The sequence below is a fragment of the Nocardia sp. NPDC051911 genome (assembly GCF_040681035.1).
GTDB classification, from domain to species: domain Bacteria; phylum Actinomycetota; class Actinomycetes; order Mycobacteriales; family Mycobacteriaceae; genus Nocardia; species Nocardia sichangensis.
This window is the reverse complement of the sequence record NZ_JBFAXY010000007.1, coordinates 1-21,808: the sequence shown is the minus strand read 5'-3', so window position 1 is coordinate 21,808 and position 21,808 is coordinate 1. Positions and strand designations below refer to the sequence as shown.

Below are 21,808 nucleotides of genomic sequence, written 5' to 3'. Positions count from 1 at the left end.
ACCTCAACGCCCGACCAGCCGATCGACAGCGCGCGCCTTTCCGGCCGACAACCGGCAATCAGCACCCACGCCCCGGAGCCCCACCCACCGACGGACACCGCCGACCAGGTGGCACCGGCCCCGCAGGCAGCTACCACGCTCCACCCCGAACCGAATCCTCAGAACGACGCTACGGACCACCTTGCAGCCGAGCAGCAGGCAAGTTCAACGCCCGGCCGGTTGATCCGCAACGCGAACCTCCCCCAACCCACGATCGGCGCCGACGAATCGGTACCTCACCGATCGACAGACTGCACCGACCAGGCGGCACCCGCCCCGGCAGCTACCGCACTACCCCCGATCGACGCCACGGCCGATTCCGCGGCCGAGCAGCGGGCAGGCTCCGACGAACCCATATCGCGGCGGCAAACCGATAACTCTCCTGGCTCGCCCGGCCTTCCGTGGATCGATGCCCTGCGCTTTTCCTGGCTCGACGCCTCGCCCGGCGGCCCGCAATCCCCTCCGCCGAGCGCTGCTACGACCGACCCCATCTCGGTCCACCACACCGGATCTCACCCACGGACCCACAAGGCAGGCAGCTCCACCCAGCAGCCGGGCAGCACAGACAACTTCGAACCCAGTCGCAACACCGGTCACACCGCATACCCCACGAGCCGGGGCGATTCCGCGCTCGTCCCTCCGCCCGACCGCGCCGAGGCTGCCCCGCTCGACCGGCAGACCGACGCACCTGACCAGCCCCCGCCGATCGAGGACAGCGGTGCCGCGCACCGACCCGGACATACTCGGCAGACGGACACCGTTGACGGGTCCGATCTTGTCGACACTGCTCATAACTCGACACGATCGCCACGATCAGACGTCGCGCGCCCTCGCCAGGCCGTCGCCCGCACCGCCAGCCCGGAGAACCACATCTCGGTTCGCCGGAGCGATTCGGCCTCATCGCCGCAGACCGCCGGCGCAGGCGTACCCGTCCGACGACCCGACCCCGCATCCGCCCGGAAATCCGGTCGCGCACCCATCGAACGCAGCGCCACCGCACACCGTCCCGCAGTCGCCGAGCAGGCCGATACCCACGATCCGGCCGAAGCACTCCGAATCGCGCGGGAGATGTCGGCGCGGCATGGATTGGAAGTCGTCGGGTTCGATACCGCGAATGTCGGTGTCCAGGTGGTCCGTGAGATCGCGTCCACTATCGATGAGCTGCTCACGAAATACCCGATGCCGCTGCGGGGCGTCGAGCTCACCGACGACGCGGAATCGCGCCCGAGACCGGAGCGCGAGCCGACCGCGGAACAGTCGGCCGATGCCGCGATCTGGATGCTCTTGGACCGCGCCGCCTTGTATCCGCCGCGGTCGGCTCCGGTGGAAACACGCCGGATCTTTCGTCGCCGCGGGCCTGCCGAGCGGCCGGTGTACACGGCGGTGGTGCGCGAATTCGCGGGGGCTCTGGACGTCGCCGGTGGGTTCCGGGCTCGGCAAGAAGCTTTGCGAACTCTGATCAACGAGTCGCTGCGCGGCGGCGGCGGTGGTCTCGGCCTGCTGGATCCGGGCCGGGCCTTGATCGACGGCTTCACCGAGGTGATTCTGCGGGGCGAACGAGCGAGCGCCTCGGCCAAGGAATTGCACGGCGCGCTGGTGAAAATGGCCCGAGCCGAGTCCTCCGACGATCTGTCGGCGTGACGCCACCGATACGGGTCCAAAAGGCGCACCTGGACAATCGCCCTTGACCCCGCGCACGGCCGGAGCGAAGGCGCCTAAATCTTCAACTCGCTCGCGACTCGCTCCAGGCGGCTTTCGGTGTAGGAAGCGATCTGGTCCACCACGACGCGCACGCGGGCGGTGTCATCGGTGGCGGCGTTCCAGAACGGCAGCAGCAGCGGATCGAGTCTGCCGGGAGCGGTGCCCAGCAAGCGTTCGGCCACGGCGAGGATGCGTTCGCGTTGGGCGGCCTGCCGCAGCCGGTGTGCCGGGTCGGACATCACATAGCGCAGCGCGACGGTCTTCAGCAGCGCCACCTCGGCGGCGACGATGCGCGGCACTTCCAGATCCGCGTTGTACCGGGACAGCGGTTGCGGACCGGACACCTCTTGGGTCGCCATGATCGCGGCGGTGGCGAAGCGGCCGACGAGCTCGCTGGTGAGGCGCTTCAGCGCGACCGAAGCGGTGAACGTGCCGTCGTATCCGGACGCGGCCGCGACCACGGGCAGTTCCGAGAGCCGTTGCGCGGCGGCGATCAGCTCGTCGGCGGCCAGCGAGTGCTGGAACTGGCCGAGCGCGGCCAGCGCGTCCTGTTCGGCGGGGTCGGCCAGCGCGCGCAGATCGATCCGGCCCGCGAGGACACCGTCCTCGACGTCGTGCACCGAGTAGGCGACGTCGTCGGACCAGTCCATGATCTGGCATTCGAGGCTGCGGCGCCGATCCGGCGCACCCTTGCGGATCCACTCCAGGCGCTCGGTGTCGACCTCGTAGGCGCCGAATTTGGTGCCGGGACCGGTTCGCCCCCAGGGGTATTTGAGGGCGGCGTCGAGGGCGGCGCGAGTGAGGTTGAGGCCCGCGCTGGCGCCGTCGGCCTCGAGCACCTTCGGTTCGAGGCGAGTGAGGATGCGCAGGTTCTGCGCGTTGCCTTCGAACCCGCCGAAGGCGTCGGCGAAAGTGTCGAGGGCTTTCTCGCCGTTGTGGCCGTAGGGCGGATGGCCGATGTCATGGGCCAGACCGGCCAGGTCCACCAGGTCCGGATCACAGCCGAGTCCGTCGGCGATGCTGCGGCCGATCTGGGCGACCTCCAGCGAATGGGTAAGCCGAGTGCGCGGGGTGTCCGCCTCTCGCGGTCCCATGACCTGCGTTTTGTCGGCCAGTCTGCGCAGCGCCGCGGAGTGCAGCACGCGGGCCCGGTCGCGGGCGAATTCGGTCCGGTGGCCGGTCTCGAACTCACTGCGCGGCGGTCCGAGCCCCGCGGTCTTGGCGCCCTCGACGACGAGGCGTTCGGTGTCGTGATCGGTGTACCGGGCGCTCATCGAGCCTCACTGTCCCGCCGTGTAGGTGAAATCCGCCGAGAAGTGGGTGAGCTGGTACCACAGCAGGGCGCCGGTCTCTCTGGCGATACCGTGTGCCTGGGATTCCCGCGTGTAGACGGCGGGACCGGTTCTGGTGGGGGCGGTCCACGCCGCCAGCCCCTCGTCGCGGGCCATGGTGCGGGTGCGCAGCGAATGCCAGGGATCGCTGACCAGCACCGCCGACGACATGTCCCGCGCCCGCATCGCCGTGACCACCGCTTCGATGCTGCGCAGGGTGTCCGATCCGGTTTCCACGGCGAGGATCTTGTCGGCGGGCACGCCGCGCGCCTGCAAATAGTTCTTGCCCGAGGCGGCTTCGGTGAACAGATCGCCCTCCTGCTTGCCGCCCACGGTGATGACGCGCGGAGCGACACCCGCCCGGAACAGCTTGTACGCCTGATCGAGTCGCGCCTCGAACACCGAGGACGGCGTTCCGGAGTACTGCGCCGCGCCGAGCACGACGATCGCGTCGGCCTTCGTGTAGTCGTCGATGCGCGCGACCTGCCACACGCGGAAGGCGGTCCCGCCGACCAGCACCGCGCCCATCACGACTGAGCCGACGACGAGCCGCCGGGTCCAGCGCAGCAACCCGGCGCCGAAGCCCTGTGGGCGGGCAGGTTCGGGCGCCGGGACGGCTCGGGTGCGCATCGTTGGCAAATCCACTCCCCAAGTCTGCCAAAAGCCGCGCAGGCCCCGGACCGGTTACCGTCAGGGGCGGTTACCAGCCGCGGTCTCGCCAAGCCGGAAGGCTGGGACGCTCGGCGCCGAGGGTGGTGTCGTCGCCGTGGCCGGGGTAGACGACGGTGTCGTCGGGGTAGCGGTCGAAGAGCTTGGCCGAGACATCGGTGAACAGCGAGCCGAAGTCCTCCGGGGAGGTGGTGCGCCCGACGCCGCCGGGAAACAGCGAGTCCCCGGTGAACAGGTGAGTGCGTCCCGCCCCGTCGGTGAGTGCGAGGGTGATCGACCCCGGCGTGTGGCCGCGCAGGTGGATGACCTCGAAGACCAGATCGCCGATGGTGACGGTGTCGCCCTCGGCGAGCAGCCGATCGGGGCGGACCGGCAGCGGGTCGGCGTCGAGCGGGTGCGCCGCGGTGGGAGCGCCGGTGGCCGCGGTGGTCTCCCGCAGCGCCAGCCAGTGGTCGCGGTGCTGATGGGTGGTGACGATCAGCTGGACCTGCCCGGGCGCCTCCTGCTCGACGAGGGCCGCGATGCGGGGCGCCTCGTTGGCGGCGTCGATGAGCAGGGCCGCGCCGGTGCCGGTGCACTGCACCAGGTAACAGTTGTTGTCCATGCCGCCGACGGACATCTTGACGATGCGGGCGCCAGGGACGTCGCGCTGCTGCGGATTCGAATCCGGTGACACGTGGCCGCTGTACGGGCGATCGATGGTGATCACGAAATGATGCTAGCGAGCTAGATTCGTGCCATGTCACTGCCGTCGCGGATCCGCTTCGTCCGCTTGCTCGCGATCAGCGTCCTACTGGCCGCGATCGCCTTGCTGGGCGCTCCGACGATCGCGGCGGAACTGCCGCTACGGATGAACACCTATGTGGAGGATCCGGCCGGTGTGCTCGACCAAGGTCAGCGCGATCGGGTGCGCGGTGCGGTGGACCAGCTCTACGCCGACGAGCAGCTGCGGCTGTGGGTGGCATACGTGCGCGGCTTCGACGGGATGCAGCCGCGGGACTGGGCCAGGCGCACCGCCTCGATATCCGGGTTCGGCCAACGGGACCTGCTGCTCGCGGTCGCCACCGAGGATCGCGCGTATTGGCTGGAGGGCGAAGTGCCCGGCGAGATCAGCGATTCCGAACTCGACGACATCCTGATCGGCCACGTCGAGCCGGCCCTGCGCGACGGGCGCTGGGCCGACGCGGGGGTCGCGACCGCCGCCGGACTGGACGCGGCCATGCGCGGCGGCGGGGTGAACGTCGGCGCCCTGCTCGTCATCGGCCTGCTGGTGATTCTGGTGGCGGGCGGCCTCGTCTGGTACGCGCGCAGACGGCGTCGTGAACGGTTCGAGGCCGAAGTGGCGGCGGCACGGCAATTGGATCCGGAGAACGCGACGGCGCTGTCCGAACTGCCGTTGGAAGCGCTGCAGACCCGCTCTCGGGAGACGCTGGTGGAGATCGATAACGCGATTCGCACCAGCGGCGAGGAACTCGAGCTCGCCATCGGCGAGTTCGGCGCCACCGCCACCACGCCTTTCCGCACCGCCCTCGACAACGCGAAAACCGCTGCCGCCGCGGCGTTCGCGATCCGGCAGCGCCTGGACGACGCGATCCCGGAGACAGCCGACGAACAGCGCTCGCTGCTGGTCGAGCTGATCGGCACAGTGGGGCGCGCCGACCGGGAACTCGACGCGGAGGTGGCGGAATTCGACGCGATGCGCGATCTGCTGCTCAACGCCTCGGCTCGGCTGGACGCCCTCACCAGAGATGTCGTCGACGTGACCGCCCGGATTCCCGGCTCGGAAACCGAGCTGAGCCGGCTCGCCGCCACCCATCCGGCCAGTGTGCTCGCGCCGATCGAGGACAACGTGCGGATGGCACGCGAGCGCCTGACGTTCGCGGAGCAGAACGTCGACGGGGGACGTGCCGCGCTCACCGAGCCGGTCGGCGAGCAAGGCGGCGCGGTCGCCGCCATTCGTTCCGCCGAGGCCGCGATCGGTCAGGCGCGTTCCCTGCTCGACGCGGTCGACAACGCGTCGAGCGCCATCCAGCAGGCCCGCGACGGCCTGCCGGGTGTGCTGGACGAGTTGCGCCGCGACCTCGCCTCCGCCGCCGAGCTCGCCGACTACGGCGGGCCGGAACTGGCCGACGCCCGCACCGCGGCGCAGTCCGCTCTTGAGCAGGCGACGGCCACGGGCGACATCGATCCGCTGAGCGCCTTCCACGACGCGGTCACCGCCGACGCGGATCTGGACCGCGCCGTCGCGGGGGCCACCGACCGCAAACTCGCCGCCGAAGACCTGCGGCGCAGGCTCGATCGAGCGCTCACGGACGCTCGCGCCCGGATCGGTGCCGCCGCCGATTACATCAGCACCCGGCGCGGCGGCATCGACGCCGAAGCGCGCACCCGCCTGTCGGAAGCACAGCGCAACCTCGACGAGGCGCAGCAATCGAGCGCGAACGATCCCGCCGACGCACTGCGGCGCGCGCAGGCGGCGGCGGATCTGGCCGGGCGCGCGCTCCAAGCGGCGCAGGCCAGCGTGCGGGCATGGGAGGCGGACCGGGCGCCCTCCGGCAGCGCCCAGACCGGGGCGGTGCTCGGCGGCATCCTGCTCGAAGGACTGCTGCGCGGGGCGGCGAGCGGCGCTCGGCACTCCGGGGGCGGCTGGAGCCCCGGCTCGTACGGTGGTTCCTCCGGTTCCCGGCGCATCGGCCGTGGCGGCAGATTCTGAACGGCTCGATCCTGCCACCGGGTGCGGCCGTAGACCGGGACCGGTCGATGGCTCAGCAGGGAACCGGTCCTCGCACCGGTCAGCGAGCGCCGGCCGCGGACAGGGCGGTCAACTCCGCCCGCACCGCCTCGGGCAGGCCGTCGGCATGCGCGCCACCACCGAGCACGCCCACGATCAGCTCCTGCGCGAACGTGTAGACCAGATAGGTGACCGCGGCCGACGCGCCCGCGGACGGGCGGGGATGCGCCGAGACGTAGACGATCTCGTAGTCGGTGAGCTCGAGCGTGGCCGGTGTGCGGAACACCGGGACGACGCCGGTATTGGTCACCGCGATATGTCCGGCCAGCGAATGAATCCTGGTGGCACCGTAGTAATCCGGGAAGTGCAGCACGGACTGCTGCACGATGCCTTCGGACAGGTCGCGCGTCAGCCGACTCGAAATGCGCTGTGCCAGTTCGACCGGGCTGGCGGCCGGATCCACCTCGCCCGCGAAGGAAGCCAGCCCGGCCATGTTGGTACCCGCCGAGGCGGCGACCGGCGGCTCCAGCCTGTTGCGCAGGTCGACCGGATACAGGCAGCCCAGAGCTGTTGTGCCGCCGTCTGTCTCACGAGCGTACGCGCGCAGCAGTGCGGCGGTGAGCAAACCGTTCACCGTCACACCGGTCTTGCGTGCGAGATCGGCGATCTGCGCGGTAGCCGCCCGGTTGAGCCGCACGCGTACAGGACGGGCGAGCGTACTCGGCGCGGGTTTCGCGTTATCGGACGGCACGTTCCTCGCCTCCAGCGCAAGCGGCTTGGTCACCTCCTCGAATCCGGACTTCGCGGCCGCGGTGATGCCCCGTTCCGCCGCATACCACTCCAAAGACTGCGGGAGCGCTTGTGGCGCAACGTTTATCGGCCGACCTTCGAGAACGCCGGTATAGAAATCCCATAGTCGGGACAGCAGTTCCACACAGTAGCCCGCGTCGGCGACGCTGTGGTGAGCGAACAGCGTGACACGCCACTCGTTCGCGCCCGAGCCCACGACGTCCAGATAGGCCAGCTGGACCGCCGGATCCATCGCGGGAACTCCGATCGCCGCCAGGTCGCCCGCACGCACGGAAACCGGGATCCATGCCCTCTCGTCAGCGCCGAACAGATATCCCAGTCCCGCAGCGTCTTCCACGATTCTGCAGCCGATCACCGGATACGCGCGCCGCAAGGTCGCGAATGCCTCCCGCAGCGCCGTCACATCGAGCGCTCCCCGTACCGACACCGACCGGCCCGTGTAGGTGCCATGCCGAACGAACCGCTGCTCCGACGGCGCCAGCACGCGAATCGGAGCTTCCTCATCCCACAACACACGGCAAGGGTGCGGCACTACCGGCACGGGCGCAAACCGACCGGGCGGATGCGGAAGACTGCCGGTATGAGTCTCGCGGCGCATCTGGAGCAAATCGGCCTTCCCACGGTGGAGGAACAACTCGCCCATCCCACCGTGCTCGGTATCGCCGAGGGCACCCTGCCCGAACCGGTCTTCCGGTCCTGGCTGGAGCAGGACTACCTGTTCCTGCTCGACTACGTCCGCGTGTTCGCCCGCCTCGCGTGGCAGGCTCCGGCCGCCCATCTCGGTGACCTGGTCGACCTCGCGCACGCCACCTACCACGAGGAGCTGTCGCTGCACCGCTCGCTGGCCGCCGAGTTCGGCGCGGACCTCGACGGCGCGGTCAAAGGCGCTCCGTGCACCGCGTACACGGCGTTTCTGCTGGACTCCGCCGCGTCCTACGGCGAGGGTCTCGCCGCGCTCTACCCGTGCATGTGGGGATACTCCACGCTCGGCGCCCGGCTCGCCCAGCACCCGCCCGCCGAACCGCGCTACCGCCGCTGGGTGGACACCTACGCCGATCCCGGATTCGCCGCCCTCACCCGCCGCTGCGCGCAGATGATCGACGAGTCCGGGGCCGATCCGGGTCGGGCGGAAGACCTGTTCCGCGAAGGGCTCCGGCACGAGCTGGCGTTCTGGGACGTTCCGCTCCGACCCTGATCCCCGGACGAATTCCTCGGTCCGCCGATGACTCCTGCCGGGCGGCTCCGTCTACCTGTACAGAGCACTGTCCCGGCATCGAGGAGACCCTTATGAACCGCCCCACTGTGGCATCACGCGAGGAATGGCTGGCCGCGCGTATCAGCTTGCTGGCCGAGGAGAAGGCGATCACCCATCGCTTGGACGAGCTGGCGGCGAAACGCCGTGCCCTGCCGATGGTCGCGATCGACAAGGAATACGTCTTCGAAGGTCCCACGGGCCGCACGACCCTGCCCGAACTGTTCGACGGGCGCCGCCAGCTCATCGTCTACCACATGATGTGGCGCTGGGATCTGGACGCGGGCTGTCCGAGCTGCGCGATGCTGCTCGACAACGTCGGCCACCTGGCCCACCTGAACGCGCAGGACACCACCTTCGCGGCCGTGTCACGCGGTCCGTGGGAGACGCTCGACCGGTACCGCGAGCGCATGGGCTGGACCTTCCCGATGTATTCGTCGTTCGACAGCGACTTCAACTACGACTTCCATGTCACCCAGGACGAATCCCGCGCGCCGGTGGAATACAACTACCGTACGAAGGCGGAGTTGGAGGCACGCGGCCACAGCTATCACGGAGCGGGCGAACAGCCCGGCACCAGCGTGTTCTGGCGTGACGACGACGGCGCGGTGTTCCACACCTACTCGTCCTACGGCCGCGGCGGCGACATCCTCATCGGCACCCACCAGTACCTCGATCTCACGCCGTTGGGCAGGCAGAAGCACGTCGGCGAAGCGCTGCACCACGACAGTTACGGCAAGGTGGAATCCCATTGCCACTGACGACCACTCCGCCCCACCGGCCGAGTGGACCTAGGCTGACACGGTGAGTCAGGAGCACATGCGGGCGTCCGACGCCGATCGCGAGAAGATCATCGACCGGCTGCGCCTCGCTATGAACGAGGGCAGGCTGTCGCTCGCCGAATTCGATGATCGGCTGCAACAGGTATACGCCGCCAAGACCTACGGCGAGCTGACGCCGCTGCTGTCCGACCTTCCCGCACAACGGGAAGCACGGCCCGTGCGCGCCAAAGGCATCCCGCAGTGGATCACGATCATGTGGACGCCGTGGGTGTTCGTGAACGCGCTGTGCGTGGCGATCTACCTGGCCACCGGCGCGGGCTACTTCTGGCCGTTCTGGGTCGCGGTGCCGTGGGGTCTCGCGCTGCTCATCCCGACCACGATCGGCATCGTCACCCGCAAGAACAGCTGAAACGACAGCGCCCCGTGGCCCATCGGCCACGGGGCGCGGCGTCGTAGCTCAGGCGCCGATCAGGTGCTGGGCCAGGTAGCCCTCGACCTTGTCCAGCGCGATGCGCTCCTGGGTCATCGTGTCGCGTTCGCGGATGGTCACCGCCTGGTCGTCGAGCGTCTCGAAGTCGACCGTGATGCAGAACGGCGTGCCGATCTCGTCCTGGCGGCGGTAGCGGCGGCCGATGGCGCCCGCGTCGTCGAACTCGACGTTCCAGTGCTTGCGCAGCTGCGCGGCCAGGTCTTTCGCCTTCGGCGTGAGATCGGCGTTGCGCGACAGCGGCAGCACCGCCGCCTTCACCGGCGCGAGGCGGCGGTCCAGGCGCAGCACCGTGCGGGTGTCCACGCCGCCCTTGGCGTTGGGCGCCTCGTCCTCGGCGTAGGCGTCGACCAGGAAGGCCATCAGCGAGCGGGTGAGGCCCGCCGCCGGCTCGATGACGTACGGGATGTAGCGCTCGTTGGTGGTCTGGTCGAAGAAGCTCAGCTCGGTGCCGGAGTGCTCGGAGTGCGTCTTCAGGTCGAAGTCGGTGCGGTTGGCGATGCCCTCCAGCTCACCCCACTCGTTGCCCTGGAAGCCGAAGCGGTACTCGATGTCGGTGGTGCCCGCCGAGTAGTGCGAGAGCTTGTCCTTCGGGTGCACGAACAGCCGCAGGTTCTCCGCGTCGATGCCGAGGTCGGTGTACCAGGAGAACCGCGTCTCGATCCAGTACTTGTACCACTCCTCGTCCTCGCCCGGCTTGACGAAGTACTCCATCTCCATCTGCTCGAACTCGCGGGTGCGGAAGATGAAATTGCCAGGGGTGATCTCGTTGCGGAAGCTCTTGCCGATCTGCGCGATGCCGAACGGCGGCTTCTTGCGCGCGGTCGTCATCACGTTGGCGAAGTTCACGAAGATGCCCTGCGCGGTCTCCGGGCGCAGGTAGTGCAGGCCCTCCTCGGACTCGATCGGGCCGAGGTAGGTCTTGAGCATCATGTTGAAGTCGCGCGGCTCGGTCCAGCGGCCGACGGTGCCGCAGTTCGGGCAGGCGATGAGCTCCATCGAGACCGTGTCGGGGTCGTCGATCTTGTTCTTCAGCGCGTACGCCTCCTGCAGGTGGTCCTGCCGGAAGCGGTGGTGGCAGTTGAGGCACTCGACCAGCGGGTCGTTGAACACGCCCACGTGACCGGAGGCGACCCAGACCTGACGGGGCAGGATCACCGAGGAGTCGAGACCGACGACGTCCTCGCGGGCGGTGACCATGGCGCGCCACCACTGCTTCTTGATGTTCTCCTTGAGCTCGACGCCCAGCGGCCCGTAATCCCACGCCGACTTGGTGCCTCCGTAGATCTCACCGCACGGGTACACCAGACCCCGGCGCTTGGCGAGGTTGGCAACGGTGTCCACCTTCGACTTGGGTGCCACGCGAGAATTCTCCATCCACTGCGAGTCGGAATTTGCCTTGCATGAACACAATAGTTTTGTGTCATAGCCGCGATTGCGCCCAGCCTATCGGCAGCGTCCGCGGCGGTTTCAACCGCACGGTTCGGCGCGCCCGTTTGACATGCGCACCTGTGCATACGCAAACTGGTAATGCTTTCCATTAAGGAGTTGGTGACATGACCGCCGAGACCGCCGCGGCACCGCCGCACAACCCGTATCGGTCGCCGGGACCGGCGCCGGTACCCCCGCGAACCGTGCTGGAGGACGCGGGTGAGCTGTTGCGGGCGCTGGCCGCGCCGGTTCGGATTGCTATCGTGCTGCAGTTGCGCGAATCACCGCGGTGTGTGCACGAACTGGTCGACGCGCTCGGTGTCACGCAACCACTGGTCAGTCAGCATCTGCGTATCCTCAAGGCCGCCGGTGTCGTGCACGGTGAGCGTTCGGGTCGCGAGGTGCTCTACGAACTCGTCGACGACCATCTGGCGCACATCGTCGTCGACGCCGTCGCGCACGCCGAGGAAGGGTGATTCGTGCCAGACAACACGGCCGTTCCGCAGAAACCGGTCGGCATCCGCAGCACCAGGCAGCGCAGCGCCATCGCCGCGCTGCTCGGTGACATCGACGAGTTCCGCTCCGCCCAGGACCTACACGACGAGCTGCGCAGACGCGGCGAGGGCATCGGGCTGACCACGGTCTACCGGACGCTGCAGTCGCTGGCCGACGCGGGCATGGTCGATGTGCTGCGCACCGACTCCGGCGAGTCGGTCTATCGCCAGTGCTCCACCGGCCATCATCACCACCTGGTCTGCAGGCATTGCGGTCGCACCGTGGAGGTGGAGGGCCCGACGGTGGAGGCGTGGGCCGAGGCGATCGCGGGCGAGCACGGCTTCACCGAGATCAGCCACACCCTCGAGGTGTTCGGCACCTGCACGGCATGCGGGACGGCGCGCCGACGCGACCGGTGATCGCACCGATTCCCGGCGTGTCGGGTTAACGCGGCTGCGACCAGCGGAGATTCACCGGCGAGATCCTCGGAAACCCGGGCCGATCCGGGCTCGATACGAAGGATCCGCCATCTGCTGGGGAGGCAGCGTGTCAACGATCACCGACTCATCCGTACGCCCGGTGCGCCGCCGGGCCGTGACCGTCGCCGGGGCCGCGCTCGTCGTGGCCTCGGCGCTATTGCTTTCGGCGTGCCAGGACGAGGACGGCACCCCGGTGGCGGTCCCGTCGACCACCGCCACCGGAGTGGCCGCGGAGCCGGGCGCGGCGAACGGGCAGTCGACCGTCCGCACAGTCGGCAAGACCGGCTGGTACGACGGATTCGACATCACCGTGGACAAGGCGACCGTGGTGCCGGACGAATACGGCGGAGCGAAGGTGCGCGTCGACATCACCTACAAGAACACCACTCTCGACAACCACACGCTGAGCATCACGCCGTCGCTGCTGGTCGGCAAAGAGGTGGACGGCGGCGCGATCTTCGACAGCCCGACGGTGCCCGGCAACGGCTCCGCCACCGGCACCGCGACCACGTCCTTCAAGTCGGCCAAGGACGCCGAGCACCTCATCGACACGATGACCGTCGTGTACGGGTCGGCCGCCGACAACCAGACCAAGATTCCGCTCGCCGCGGCGGGCAAGGTGGACAGCGTCCAACCGAAGGCGCTGGCCGTCACCGGCACCCTCGTGCAGGACCAGACGACCATTCAGGTCACCGGCGGGCGGATCAGCCCGAGCTACACCAAGGACGAGAACGGCAAATCCGATCTCGCACTGCGCATCAAGCTCGTCGGCGGCCCCGGCATCGCCGCGGGCGGCACGAACATCTACTACGACTACTTCACCGTCCGGACCCCTGACGGCCAGACCGTGGCCGCCGACATCCGCGGCCCGATCAACGAGTTGCTCAACGCGAACGAGACCATCGACAACCCGAAGAACTACGTGGTCTTCGTGGTGCCCTCCCCTGGCACCGGCCCTTACACGGTGACGTACAACGCCCAGAAGCAAGAGGGCGCCGCCACCGCACCCACCCTGTCGTTCACGGTGGGCTGAGCCGACCACCCGGACTCGTGGCGCCACACGAGGACGAGAACAGCTGCGGCCGATCGTCACCGCGCTGACGGCGGGCCGCCCTCCCGCGAGGGCGACCCGCCGCGGTGACGGATTCAGCCGACCGGGATCGCGTCTCGGTCCGCGGCCTGCGCCTCGGCCGAACGACCGCGCACCGCCGCCCCACCGAGCAGCGCGAGCGCGACCGCGCTCCAGATCAGCAGTACCAGTAGCGGTCCGCTCGCGCCGGTGCCGTCGAAGAACGCGACCGAGCGCAGCAGCGACGCGGCGGCGCCGGGCGGCAGCCACTGGCCGACGGCGCCCCACGGCTGCGGCAACAGCTCCGGCGCCGACGTGGCCGCGGAGAACGGGTTGCCGACCAGCAGCATGGTGAGCGCGGCGATGCCGATGCCCGCTCGCCCGAGTACGGCGGCGAGCCCGACCACCGCGCCCGCGACCGCGGACGACACCAGCCCGCCGACCGCCGCGAGCACCGGATACGGCCCGGGCACCACCGACAGCCAGCCCTGGATGATCGCCATGCCGAGCAGTCCGCCCGCGACGCCGAAGGTGGCCAGTCCGAGCACTTTGCCGCCGATCGACGGGACCAGCAGTGCCAGGAGCACACCCGCCGCGATGCCGGACATCACCAGCGGCAACACCATCGCGCCGAAGGCCGCGCCCCGTGGATCGTCGGAGTCGGCCGCCACCACGTCCTCGACAGCAACGGCGGGCGCGCCGGAGAGCTGCTGCCCGATCTGGGTGAGTTGCTGTGCGACAGCGGGACTCGCGCCGGAGGCGACCAGCATGCGCGGCGGTCCGTCGCCGGTGACGATCGCTCCGTAGACCTCCCGGTTCCGAATGGCGGCGCGGGCGGCGGCCTCGTCCGCGGGCGCGCTGATCTCGAAGGCGCCCGGACTGTGCTCGGCGAGCTTGCCGGTGACCATCGCCGCCTGCGGACCGGTGACGGCCAGCGGCAGGTCACGGGGCGCGATGTGCGCGGCGGGCCAGGCGAACGCGATCAGCATCAGCGCTTGGAGCAGGGTGGCGCCGAGGCCGAGAGCGAACGCCCGCTGCATGGTGTTCATGGCCTTCTCCCTAAAAATCGAATGCTCGTTCTTTTAGTTTCGCCTACCGTCGCACGGGGTCGTCCGGTTGTCAAGAACGGATATTCGTTTTATTTTGGGCTCATGCCCCGAGTCAGCGAAGAACACCTGGAGCGCCGCAGGCAGCAGATCATGGACGCCGCGCGGCGCTGCTTCGCCCGCAAGGGGTTCTACGAGACCTCCATGCAGGACGTGTTCACGGAATCGGGGCTCTCGGCCGGTGCGGTCTACCGCTACTTCAAGAGCAAGGACGAACTGATCACCGCGCTCGCCACGGAGGCGACGGTGGCCTTGCGCATCGCCATGGACGAGGCGATCCGCCGCGATCCACTGCCCACGCCCGCCGAACTGATCACCATGATCGCCGAGGAGGTGGTGCGGCGCAGCGGGCCCGACGGGCCGGTGCGACTGGCGCCGCAAGCCTGGGCCCTGGCCCTGGTGCATCCCGGGGCGGCGGTGATGGTCCGCGAGACGATGCTCGCGATGCGCGCGCTGTGGGTGACCTACGCCGAACGGATGCGCGACAAAGGCTGGCTACCCGCAGACGCCGATGTCGACGCCGTGGCCAAGGCGATCATCGGACTGCTGCCGGGATTCATCCTCCAGCACCTCATCCTCGGCGATCTCGACCCGCAAACGCTGGCGCTCGGTGTGCGCACCCTGCTCCCCTACGGCGAGCCCGCGCGTCCGGCAGTCGGCTGACCCGCCCGTCACAGCCAGCCGAGACGTTCGGCCGCGCGCACCGCTTCCGCGCGCGTGCTCGTGCCGGTCTTGCCGATCGCCGACGAAAGGTGGTTGCGCACCGTGCCTTCCGACAGGTGCAACCGCTTCGCGATGGCGCTCGCGGGCGCACCGTCGGCCGCCGCGACGAGCACCTCGCGTTCTCGCGCGGTCAGCGGGGAGGTGCCCGCCGTCAACGTTTCCGCGGCCAGGCCCGGGTCGATCACCCGCAACCCCATCTGTACGCGCCGCACGGCATCGGCCAATTCCCTGGCCGGAGTGTCCTTGACGACGAAACCGCTCGCGCCCGCGTCGATCGCGCGGCGCAGATAACCGGGCCTGCCGAAGGTGGTGACCATCAGAATCCGCACGTCCGGGTGGGCGGCGTGCAGTTTCTCGGCCACCGTGATGCCGTCCATCCCGGGCATCTCGACGTCCAGCAGCACCACGTCGGGACCGGTCCGCTCGACCGCGTCGAGCACCTCGTCGCCACGCCCGACCTCGCCGACCACCTCCAGGTCGTGCTCCAGCCCGAGCAGCGCGGCCAACGCGCCGCGCACCAAAGCCTGGTCGTCCGCCAGCAACAGCCGGATCATGGCACCCGCTTCCTATTCCGGGATCGTGGCGCGAATGCGCACGCCCCCGCCCTCCGGCGTCGACAGCGTCAGTGTTCCACCCGCGGCGCGCACGCGCTCCCGCAGCCCGGCCAGCCCCGAGCCGGACGCGCTGTCGGCGGGGAGGCCGCGACCGTCGTCGACCACCTCGATGGACGTCGCGGTGACGGTCACGGCGCAGCGGCGAGCGGCGCTGTGCCGGATCACGTTGGTGACCGCTTCGCGCAGCACCCAACCCAGCAGTTCGCCCGACGGTGCGTCCGGCAGGCTCGCCGGTTCCGGCAGTTCCGCGTCGATGCTCGCGGCGGCCAGGGCGGTCCGCGCGTTGGCCAGCTCGCCGCGCAACGACACCTCCCGCAGGCCTCCGACGGTCTCGCGCACCCCGGCCAGCGCTTCGCGCGCGAGCCGTTCGATATCGGCCAGTTCGGTCCGCGCACGGTTCGCGTCGACGTCGAGCAGTCGTTGGGCGAGTTCGGTTTTCACGGTGATGACGGTGAGCGAATGGCCGAGGATGTCGTGCACGTCACGGGCGACGCGATTGCGTTCCTCGATGATCTCCAGTTCCGCGCGCTGCCTGCGAGCCAGCTCGGCGAGCCGGTCGCCGCGGAACCCGAGCTGTCTGGCCACCCACACGACCACGGGAATGAACGCGAGGTAGAACGGCGTCCCGCCCAGATGCCACGACGGCACCGCGAACGGGGCCACCAGCATGATCGTCATGATGACGACCACGACGACGGCGGAAGTGCGCAGCGGAAGCACGAACACGGCGACCACCGCGACATAGAGCGCCGTGGGCAGACCGTCCCCGCCGAGCAGCGCCCCCATCGTCACGGACAACGCCGCCATCGCGGCCAGCAGCAGCCACGCCCTGCGGTCGACCGGTAAGTCGTCGGGCGCGCCGTCCTTGGCGTACCTGCGGAACGCGACGAACGCGACGATGATCAGCGCCGCGAACGCGAGCACGCACGCGATGGCCGCCACCGCCTGCGCGGGCTCGCCCTCGGCCCAGCGCCGCCTGATCGGTCCGATCAGATAGGCCAGCCAGACCAGCGACATGACAGCGCCGAACCAGCCCCTGCGCCGTCCATCGGGACCGAACGACTGCCAGTCGAGCATGCCGTCCACCAGACCGGCGGACCTTCTCGGCCGCGCGCCGCCCGCCGTCTTCACGTCCATGCGCCACCTCGCTGCGGCCGGGCGGGACGGAGGCGGCGGTACACGGCTCGCCGGTCGTGGTCGATCATGGGAGGCGACGCTACCGGCACCGGTTCCCCCGGGATCGCGCATACGTGAGCACATCCAGACCGCACGCGCTGTCCGCCGACGCCACGGAACGCTGTCCCACCGCACCGGCCGCGCACGGCGGAACCGGCCGTCCAGGTAGCCGACCGGTTGCGCGGCCGGCGTTCAGCGCGCGGTGTCACGCCGGAACAACGCGGCTCCACCGAACACGAAGACCGCCGACCAGACCGCGACGTCGACCACCGCCCCGAGGACCGACCCGCCGCCGGTGTCGCCGAACGGCAGCCGGGCCAGCGTGGCTACGCCGTTGGTCGGCATCACCTTCGACACGGTCGCGAACCAGCCGTGCAGCGGCATGAACAGTCCGCCCGCGAACGACAGCGCCGCCAGCACCGGACCGAGCAGTTGCATCACGTTCTCCGACGGCAGCAGATAGCCCACGAACAGGCCGAAGGCCGCGAACACGAGCGAGCCGACCCAGGCGAGCAGAAAGCACTCCACCCACGCCGCGGGCGCGAGGTGGGCGCCGAGCGTCGCGCCGACCGCGAACACCGCGGCCACCGAGACGAGCCCGAGCGCCATCGCGACCACGACCTTGACCGCGATGTACGCCACCGGCCGCAGCGGTGTGAGCCGCAGCTGGCGGCTCCATCCCTGCGCACGCTCGACGGCGACCATCGCGCCGCCGCTGGTGGTGGCCAGCATCGCGCCGTACACCGCGATCGACACCATGACGTAGCCGGTCACGTTGCCCGAGCCGTAGGACTGGGTCCGGTAATCGGATTGCAGTCCGAAGATGACGAAAAACAACGGCGGCATGATCAGCGTGAAGATCAGGGTCCGCCGGTTGCGCAGCATGCGGCGCAGTTCCAGGCGCAGGAAGCCGAGGTTGAAGCCGCCTAGCGTGGTGGCGACGGGCCGGGAGACGAGTGTGGTCATGTCAGTGATCTCCTGCCGTGGTCAGCGCGAGGAAGGCGGTTTCCAGGTTGTGCGCGGTGATCTCCAGATCGACCGCGGCGGTGTGGTTCAGCAGGAATCGAGCGACGGCGTCGGAGTCCTTGGCACGCACCAGGATTCGGTCACCACGCAACTCGACGTCATCGACGCCGGGGATCACGAGCAGCCGGGCGGGGTCCGCGCCGGGCAGGGTCGCGGCGACGGTACGGCCCGCGGCCAGGTTCTTGATCTCGGCCGCGCTGCCGTCGGCGATGACCCGACCCGCGCGCACCAGCACGATGCGGTCGGCGTAGGCGTCGGCCTCGTCCAGATAGTGCGTGGCGAAGAGGACGGTGCGGCCGCGCCGCGAATCCTCCCGCATCGCGTTCCAGAACTCCCGGCGCCCTTCGACGTCCATACCGGTGGTGGGTTCGTCGAGCACGATCAGCTCCGGGTCCGGCAACAGCGCCAGCGCGAACCTGAGTCGCTGGCGCTGGCCGCCGGAGCACTTGCCCACCATGCGATCGGCGATCCCCGCGATGCCCGCGCGGGCGAGCACCTCCTCGACGGGGCGCGGACTCGCGTGCAGCGTGGCCACCAGCCGCACCGTCTCCGCGACGGTGAGGTCAGGCAGCAGGCCACCGGATTGCAGCACCGCGGCGACGCGGCCTGCGGAGACGGCTCGCTCCGGCGCCGTTCCGAAGACCGCGACGGTGCCCGAATCCGGACGCGCCAGGCCGAGCAGCAGGTCGATAGTGGTGGATTTGCCCGCGCCGTTCGGACCGAGGAAGGCGACGATCTCCCCCGGCTCGATCACCAGGTCGAGCCCGTCGACAGCGTGCACCACGCCGGCCGGGGTGCGGAAACTCTTGCGCAGGTCGCGCAGCGCGACGGCGGGCGCGGGCCGCGTCGGACTCTGGACCGCGGTGGTCGTTGCTGAAGTCATGCCTCTACGGTCGCGGGAAACCCGCCCCGGAACCTCGCACGGCTGTCACGACTTCGACATGACAGATGTCATGCCCTCAGGGCAGCAGACCCTGCCTGGCCCGGCTCGCGTTGGACAGCACGAGCAGCAGCATGGTGGTGAGCGCCTTGTCGTCCAGCCCCGCGGCGGGGAAGGTGTAGCGCAAGATGACGTCCGCGAGCTTGCCGTGGCCGATCACGGTGAGTGAACCGAACTGCAGCGCGTTGTTGCGTTCGGCGACCCGCTTGTGCAGCTGCGGTTTCAGCTGACGATCCCAGGCCAGCACGCAGGTGAGGCTCAGCACGTCCAAGCCCGGCGCCAGATTCACCGCGCGCAGCGACGACAAGGCGCCCTCGTACTCGAAGCCGAGCGACCCTTCGGCATCGACGCGCACGTCGATGCCGTAACTCGACAGGCAGGCCCCGGCCCGTGCCTGCAGTTCCCGGTCCGGGGTCACCGCCGCGTCCATGTCCGCGCCCCCGCTCACTTCGTGCCGCCGAAACGGCGGTCCCGCGCGGCGTACTGGAGGCATGCCTCCCACAGGTTGCGGCGATCGAAATCGGGGAAAAGCGTGTCCTGGTAGACGAATTCGGCGTAGGCGGACTGCCAGATGAGGAAATTCGAGCTGCGGAACTCGCCCGAAGGGCGCAAGAACAGGTCCACGTCCGGCATGTCGGGTTCGTCCAGGTATTTCGCCACCGTCGCCTCGGTGACCTTCTCCGGGTCGATCTCGCCCGCCGCCACCCGGCGCGCGATCTCCCTTGCCGCGTCGGCGATCTCGGCGCGGCCGCCGTAGTTGACGCACATGGTCAACGTCATCACCGTGTTGTCCTTGGTGAGTTCCTGGGCGACCTCCAGTTCCTTGATCACGCTGCGCCACAGGCGCGGTCGCCGCCCCGCCCAGCGCACCCGGACGCCCATCTCATTCATCTCGTCGCGGCGCCTGCGGATCACGTCACGGTTGAAGCCCATGAGGAAGCGCACCTCCTCGGGGCTACGCCGCCAGTTCTCGGTGGAGAACGCGTACGCCGACAACCATTTGACGCCGATCTCGATGCAGCCCTCCACGGTGTCCATCAGCACCGCCTCGCCACGCTCGTGCCCGGCGGTGCGCGGCAATCCGCGCTCCTGGGCCCAGCGCCCGTTGCCGTCCATGACGAGCGCGACATGGTTGGGCACCAGTTCCGGCGGCAGCTGCGGCGGCCGAGCTCCCGACGGATGCGGCGCGGGCGGACGCACGGCGCCCGCGGGCTCGGGGTCGGTCGCGGTGGCGGAGTCTCGGCGGAGGATCACGGCCTCTATCCTGCCTGATCGCCCGCGCCGCCCCCACTGCCCCGTTGCTTCCTCACGAATTCCACGGTTCCGACCGGCACCGGTGACTTATTCTTTTCCATATCGTGATACTGGGGAGGGGTTTCTCGAACGTGACCGATTTACCAGGGACCGGAACCGCGGCAGGTTTCCGCGCCACTCGTGAGTTGCTCGGCCTCCCGGTCCCGTGGTGCGCGCGGTTCTTCGCGGTCGCGGAACGCACCGTCGAGCGGTGGGAGAAGGGGGCCTTCCAGATCCCCGACATCGTGGCCCGCGAGCTCGCCGCCATCGCGGACGAGACCGAACAGGTGGTCGAGGCCATGGTCGATGCCATCGACGCCGGGGAGATCTCTCCTCGCCTGCACACCTACCGGACCAACGACGACTACTCCAAGCACGAGCCGGACACCCGCTACCCGGCAACCTGGCATCGTGCCGTGTGCGCCCGCGTCATGAACGAGTTGCCGCAGGTAGAGCTCCAATTCGTGGAGTAGGCGGCTGCCTCGCCTTCGCTCGGCCCGGCGCGGGCTGAAGACGGGCCCCGCCCGACAGCACCCTCCCCTGCGGCTGCCTCGCCTTCGCTCGGCCCGGCGCGGGCTGAACAACGGACTCCGCCCGACAGCACCCTCCCCTGCGGCTACCTCGCCTTCGCTCGGCCCGGCGCGGGCTGAAGACGGGCCCCGCCCGACAGCGCCCTCCCCTGCGGCTGCCTCGTTTCAGCTCGGCCCGAGGACGAGCCCCGCCCGGCAGCGCCTCCCCCGCGACTGCCTAGCCTCCACTCAACCTCGCGCGGCTACATGCGGGGTTCGCGCGGCTGTGTCCTTGGATCGCTCGATCAACGGCAGGGTGCGCAGCTGACGTTCCAGGTGCCACTGCAAGTGCGCCGCGACCAGCCCGCTGGCCTGCCTGCGCACCGCCTCAGGCGTCGCCTCGACCTGCTCCCACTCCCCGCGCAGCAACGCCACCAGCAGATCGAGCACCCCGGGGGCAGGCGTCGCCGCACCCGGTGGACGGCAATGCACGCACACCGCGCCTCCGGCCGCGACATGGAAGGCCCGATGCGGGCCCGGTGTCGCGCACTTGGCGCATTCGTCCAATGCGGGCGCCCAGCCCGCGAAACCCATGGCGCGCAACAAGAATGCGTCCAGGATCAGTTCGTGCGGGCGCTGTTTGGCCGCGATGGCACGCAGGGCGCTCGCGGTGAGCGCGTGCAGCCGGGGCGCGGGCGCACGCTCCTCGCCCGCCAAGCGTTCAGCGGTCTCCAGGATGGCGCACGCGGTGGTGTAGCGCCCGTAGTCATCGATGATGTCGGCGGCGAACGCCTCCATCGTGTGCACCTGGGTAACGGTGTCCAGCGTGCGTCCGGGGTGCAGTTGCACGTCGATATAGGAGAACGGCTCCAACCGGGCCCCGAACCTCGATTTGGTCCGCCGCACCCCCTTGGCGACCGCGCGAACCAGTCCGTGCTGTCGGGTGAGCAGCGTGACGATGCGATCCGCCTCGCCCAGCTTGTGCTGGCGAACCACTACCGCCTCGTCCCGATACAGCCGCACCAGTGGAGTCTAATGCTGTGTTGTTTGGCCGCGCCTTCGCGCGGCGTGTTCGCGGCCCTCTTATGGCTCGCGTGTGCGCGACCGCCGCTTGCTCCTTCGTCGCGTACGCGGCGGCCGCGCAC

Annotated in this window: 23 protein-coding genes; 10 read left to right on the top strand and 13 right to left on the bottom strand. The window is 69.5% G+C overall.

The annotated features are described in order from the left end of the window. The first annotated feature begins 1,107 nt into the window (after positions 1-1,107). Positions 1,108-1,680 carry a hypothetical protein gene (locus AB0L97_RS10575; RefSeq protein WP_355072509.1) on the top strand — a complete coding sequence of 191 codons (573 nt, stop codon included), beginning with the start codon at positions 1,108-1,110 and terminating at the stop codon, positions 1,678-1,680. 74 nt (positions 1,681-1,754) lie between these two features. Here the strand turns inward: AB0L97_RS10575 and AB0L97_RS10570 are convergent, their stop codons facing one another. The 3 genes from AB0L97_RS10570 to AB0L97_RS10560 form a co-directional block, all read right to left on the bottom strand. Continuing rightward, positions 1,755-3,014, bottom strand: a complete 1,260-nt coding sequence (locus tag AB0L97_RS10570) for a deoxyguanosinetriphosphate triphosphohydrolase (protein WP_364427424.1) — start codon at positions 3,012-3,014, stop codon at positions 1,755-1,757. Positions 3,015-3,020: 6 nt separating this feature from the next. Continuing rightward, on the bottom strand, positions 3,021-3,701 hold the full coding sequence (locus AB0L97_RS10565; protein ID WP_355072969.1) for a YdcF family protein: 681 nt from the start codon (positions 3,699-3,701) through the stop codon (positions 3,021-3,023). Between the two features lie 70 nt (positions 3,702-3,771). Next, positions 3,772-4,449, bottom strand: a complete 678-nt coding sequence (locus AB0L97_RS10560; RefSeq protein ID WP_364427421.1) for an MBL fold metallo-hydrolase — start codon at positions 4,447-4,449, stop codon at positions 3,772-3,774. 30 nt (positions 4,450-4,479) lie between these two features. Here AB0L97_RS10560 and AB0L97_RS10555 point away from each other — a divergent pair, with 30 nt between their 5' ends. Beyond that, complete coding sequence (locus AB0L97_RS10555) at positions 4,480-6,453, top strand: TPM domain-containing protein (protein ID WP_364427418.1); 1,974 nt, start codon at positions 4,480-4,482, stop codon at positions 6,451-6,453. Between the two features lie 79 nt (positions 6,454-6,532). Here AB0L97_RS10555 and AB0L97_RS10550 read toward each other — a convergent pair whose 3' ends face one another. Beyond that, on the bottom strand, positions 6,533-7,795 hold the full coding sequence (locus tag AB0L97_RS10550; RefSeq protein WP_364427415.1) for an acyltransferase: 1,263 nt from the start codon (positions 7,793-7,795) through the stop codon (positions 6,533-6,535). Positions 7,796-7,861: 66 nt separating this feature from the next. Here AB0L97_RS10550 and AB0L97_RS10545 point away from each other — a divergent pair, with 66 nt between their 5' ends. From AB0L97_RS10545 to AB0L97_RS10535, 3 genes are all read left to right on the top strand, one after another. Then, entirely contained in the window at positions 7,862-8,476 is a 615-nt protein-coding gene (locus tag AB0L97_RS10545) for a transcriptional regulator (protein ID WP_364427412.1), read from the top strand. Between the two features lie 92 nt (positions 8,477-8,568). Beyond that, positions 8,569-9,294, top strand: coding sequence for a DUF899 domain-containing protein (locus AB0L97_RS10540; protein WP_364427409.1), 726 nt, complete (start codon positions 8,569-8,571; stop codon positions 9,292-9,294). A gap of 43 nt (positions 9,295-9,337) precedes the next feature. Beyond that, a complete protein-coding gene (locus tag AB0L97_RS10535; RefSeq protein WP_355072496.1) occupies positions 9,338-9,724 on the top strand; it encodes a DUF1707 domain-containing protein in 387 nt (128 codons plus the stop codon). A 48-nt stretch (positions 9,725-9,772) separates the two neighbouring features. On the opposite strand, the gene AB0L97_RS10530 is transcribed toward AB0L97_RS10535, so the two are convergent. Next, entirely contained in the window at positions 9,773-11,164 is a 1,392-nt protein-coding gene (locus AB0L97_RS10530; RefSeq protein ID WP_355072494.1) for a glycine--tRNA ligase, read from the bottom strand. 194 nt (positions 11,165-11,358) lie between these two features. On the opposite strand from AB0L97_RS10530, the gene AB0L97_RS10525 reads away from it, so the two are divergent. From AB0L97_RS10525 to AB0L97_RS10515, 3 genes are all read left to right on the top strand, one after another. Further along, positions 11,359-11,709 (top strand): metalloregulator ArsR/SmtB family transcription factor, encoded by a 351-nt coding sequence (locus AB0L97_RS10525; RefSeq protein WP_039796803.1) that lies wholly within the window; start codon positions 11,359-11,361, stop codon positions 11,707-11,709. A gap of 3 nt (positions 11,710-11,712) precedes the next feature. Beyond that, positions 11,713-12,147 carry a Fur family transcriptional regulator gene (locus tag AB0L97_RS10520; protein WP_355072492.1) on the top strand — a complete coding sequence of 145 codons (435 nt, stop codon included), beginning with the start codon at positions 11,713-11,715 and terminating at the stop codon, positions 12,145-12,147. Positions 12,148-12,274: 127 nt separating this feature from the next. Beyond that, positions 12,275-13,240 carry a hypothetical protein gene (locus tag AB0L97_RS10515; protein WP_364427403.1) on the top strand — a complete coding sequence of 322 codons (966 nt, stop codon included), beginning with the start codon at positions 12,275-12,277 and terminating at the stop codon, positions 13,238-13,240. Between the two features lie 113 nt (positions 13,241-13,353). Here AB0L97_RS10515 and AB0L97_RS10510 read toward each other — a convergent pair whose 3' ends face one another. Then, positions 13,354-14,325, bottom strand: a complete 972-nt coding sequence (locus AB0L97_RS10510; RefSeq protein WP_364427400.1) for a hypothetical protein — start codon at positions 14,323-14,325, stop codon at positions 13,354-13,356. A gap of 102 nt (positions 14,326-14,427) precedes the next feature. Between AB0L97_RS10510 and AB0L97_RS10505 the strand changes: the two genes are divergently transcribed. Continuing rightward, the gene (locus AB0L97_RS10505) at positions 14,428-15,045 is read left to right on the top strand and encodes a TetR/AcrR family transcriptional regulator (RefSeq protein ID WP_364427397.1); all 618 of its coding nucleotides are present in this window, start codon (positions 14,428-14,430) and stop codon (positions 15,043-15,045) included. 8 nt (positions 15,046-15,053) lie between these two features. Here AB0L97_RS10505 and AB0L97_RS10500 read toward each other — a convergent pair whose 3' ends face one another. The 6 genes from AB0L97_RS10500 to AB0L97_RS10475 form a co-directional block, all read right to left on the bottom strand. Continuing rightward, on the bottom strand, positions 15,054-15,659 hold the full coding sequence (locus tag AB0L97_RS10500; protein ID WP_355072486.1) for a response regulator transcription factor: 606 nt from the start codon (positions 15,657-15,659) through the stop codon (positions 15,054-15,056). Between the two features lie 12 nt (positions 15,660-15,671). Then, positions 15,672-16,856, bottom strand: coding sequence for a sensor histidine kinase (locus AB0L97_RS10495; RefSeq protein ID WP_355072484.1), 1,185 nt, complete (start codon positions 16,854-16,856; stop codon positions 15,672-15,674). A gap of 231 nt (positions 16,857-17,087) precedes the next feature. After that, a complete protein-coding gene (locus AB0L97_RS10490) occupies positions 17,088-17,861 on the bottom strand; it encodes an ABC transporter permease (protein ID WP_355072482.1) in 774 nt (257 codons plus the stop codon). A 1-nt stretch (position 17,862) separates the two neighbouring features. Further along, positions 17,863-18,804 (bottom strand): ABC transporter ATP-binding protein, encoded by a 942-nt coding sequence (locus tag AB0L97_RS10485; RefSeq protein ID WP_355072480.1) that lies wholly within the window; start codon positions 18,802-18,804, stop codon positions 17,863-17,865. A 76-nt stretch (positions 18,805-18,880) separates the two neighbouring features. Then, positions 18,881-19,291, bottom strand: a complete 411-nt coding sequence (locus AB0L97_RS10480; protein ID WP_355072967.1) for a hypothetical protein — start codon at positions 19,289-19,291, stop codon at positions 18,881-18,883. Between the two features lie 14 nt (positions 19,292-19,305). After that, the gene (locus tag AB0L97_RS10475; protein WP_356964902.1) at positions 19,306-20,115 is read right to left on the bottom strand and encodes an isoprenyl transferase; all 810 of its coding nucleotides are present in this window, start codon (positions 20,113-20,115) and stop codon (positions 19,306-19,308) included. 131 nt (positions 20,116-20,246) lie between these two features. On the opposite strand from AB0L97_RS10475, the gene AB0L97_RS10470 reads away from it, so the two are divergent. Further along, complete coding sequence (locus tag AB0L97_RS10470; protein WP_355072476.1) at positions 20,247-20,627, top strand: DUF1870 family protein; 381 nt, start codon at positions 20,247-20,249, stop codon at positions 20,625-20,627. Between the two features lie 285 nt (positions 20,628-20,912). Here the strand turns inward: AB0L97_RS10470 and recO are convergent, their stop codons facing one another. After that, on the bottom strand, positions 20,913-21,686 hold the full coding sequence (gene recO, locus AB0L97_RS10465) for a DNA repair protein RecO (protein WP_355072474.1): 774 nt from the start codon (positions 21,684-21,686) through the stop codon (positions 20,913-20,915). Positions 21,687-21,808: the final 122 nt, after the last annotated feature.

Coding starts and splice junctions, on each gene's coding strand:
- AB0L97_RS10575 (WP_355072509.1), top strand. CDS start 1,108: ATGTCGGCGCGGCATGGATTGGAAGTCGTCGGGTTCGATACCGCGAAT.
- AB0L97_RS10570 (WP_364427424.1), bottom strand. CDS start 3,014: ATGAGCGCCCGGTACACCGATCACGACACCGAACGCCTCGTCGTCGAG.
- AB0L97_RS10565 (WP_355072969.1), bottom strand. CDS start 3,701: ATGCGCACCCGAGCCGTCCCGGCGCCCGAACCTGCCCGCCCACAGGGC.
- AB0L97_RS10555 (WP_364427418.1), top strand. CDS start 4,480: ATGTCACTGCCGTCGCGGATCCGCTTCGTCCGCTTGCTCGCGATCAGC.
- AB0L97_RS10545 (WP_364427412.1), top strand. CDS start 7,862: ATGAGTCTCGCGGCGCATCTGGAGCAAATCGGCCTTCCCACGGTGGAG.
- AB0L97_RS10540 (WP_364427409.1), top strand. CDS start 8,569: ATGAACCGCCCCACTGTGGCATCACGCGAGGAATGGCTGGCCGCGCGT.
- AB0L97_RS10525 (WP_039796803.1), top strand. CDS start 11,359: ATGACCGCCGAGACCGCCGCGGCACCGCCGCACAACCCGTATCGGTCG.
- AB0L97_RS10510 (WP_364427400.1), bottom strand. CDS start 14,325: ATGAACACCATGCAGCGGGCGTTCGCTCTCGGCCTCGGCGCCACCCTG.
- AB0L97_RS10505 (WP_364427397.1), top strand. CDS start 14,428: ATGCCCCGAGTCAGCGAAGAACACCTGGAGCGCCGCAGGCAGCAGATC.
- AB0L97_RS10500 (WP_355072486.1), bottom strand. CDS start 15,659: ATGATCCGGCTGTTGCTGGCGGACGACCAGGCTTTGGTGCGCGGCGCG.
- AB0L97_RS10495 (WP_355072484.1), bottom strand. CDS start 16,856: ATGGACGTGAAGACGGCGGGCGGCGCGCGGCCGAGAAGGTCCGCCGGT.
- AB0L97_RS10490 (WP_355072482.1), bottom strand. CDS start 17,861: ATGACCACACTCGTCTCCCGGCCCGTCGCCACCACGCTAGGCGGCTTC.
- AB0L97_RS10485 (WP_355072480.1), bottom strand. CDS start 18,804: ATGACTTCAGCAACGACCACCGCGGTCCAGAGTCCGACGCGGCCCGCG.
- AB0L97_RS10480 (WP_355072967.1), bottom strand. CDS start 19,291: ATGGACGCGGCGGTGACCCCGGACCGGGAACTGCAGGCACGGGCCGGG.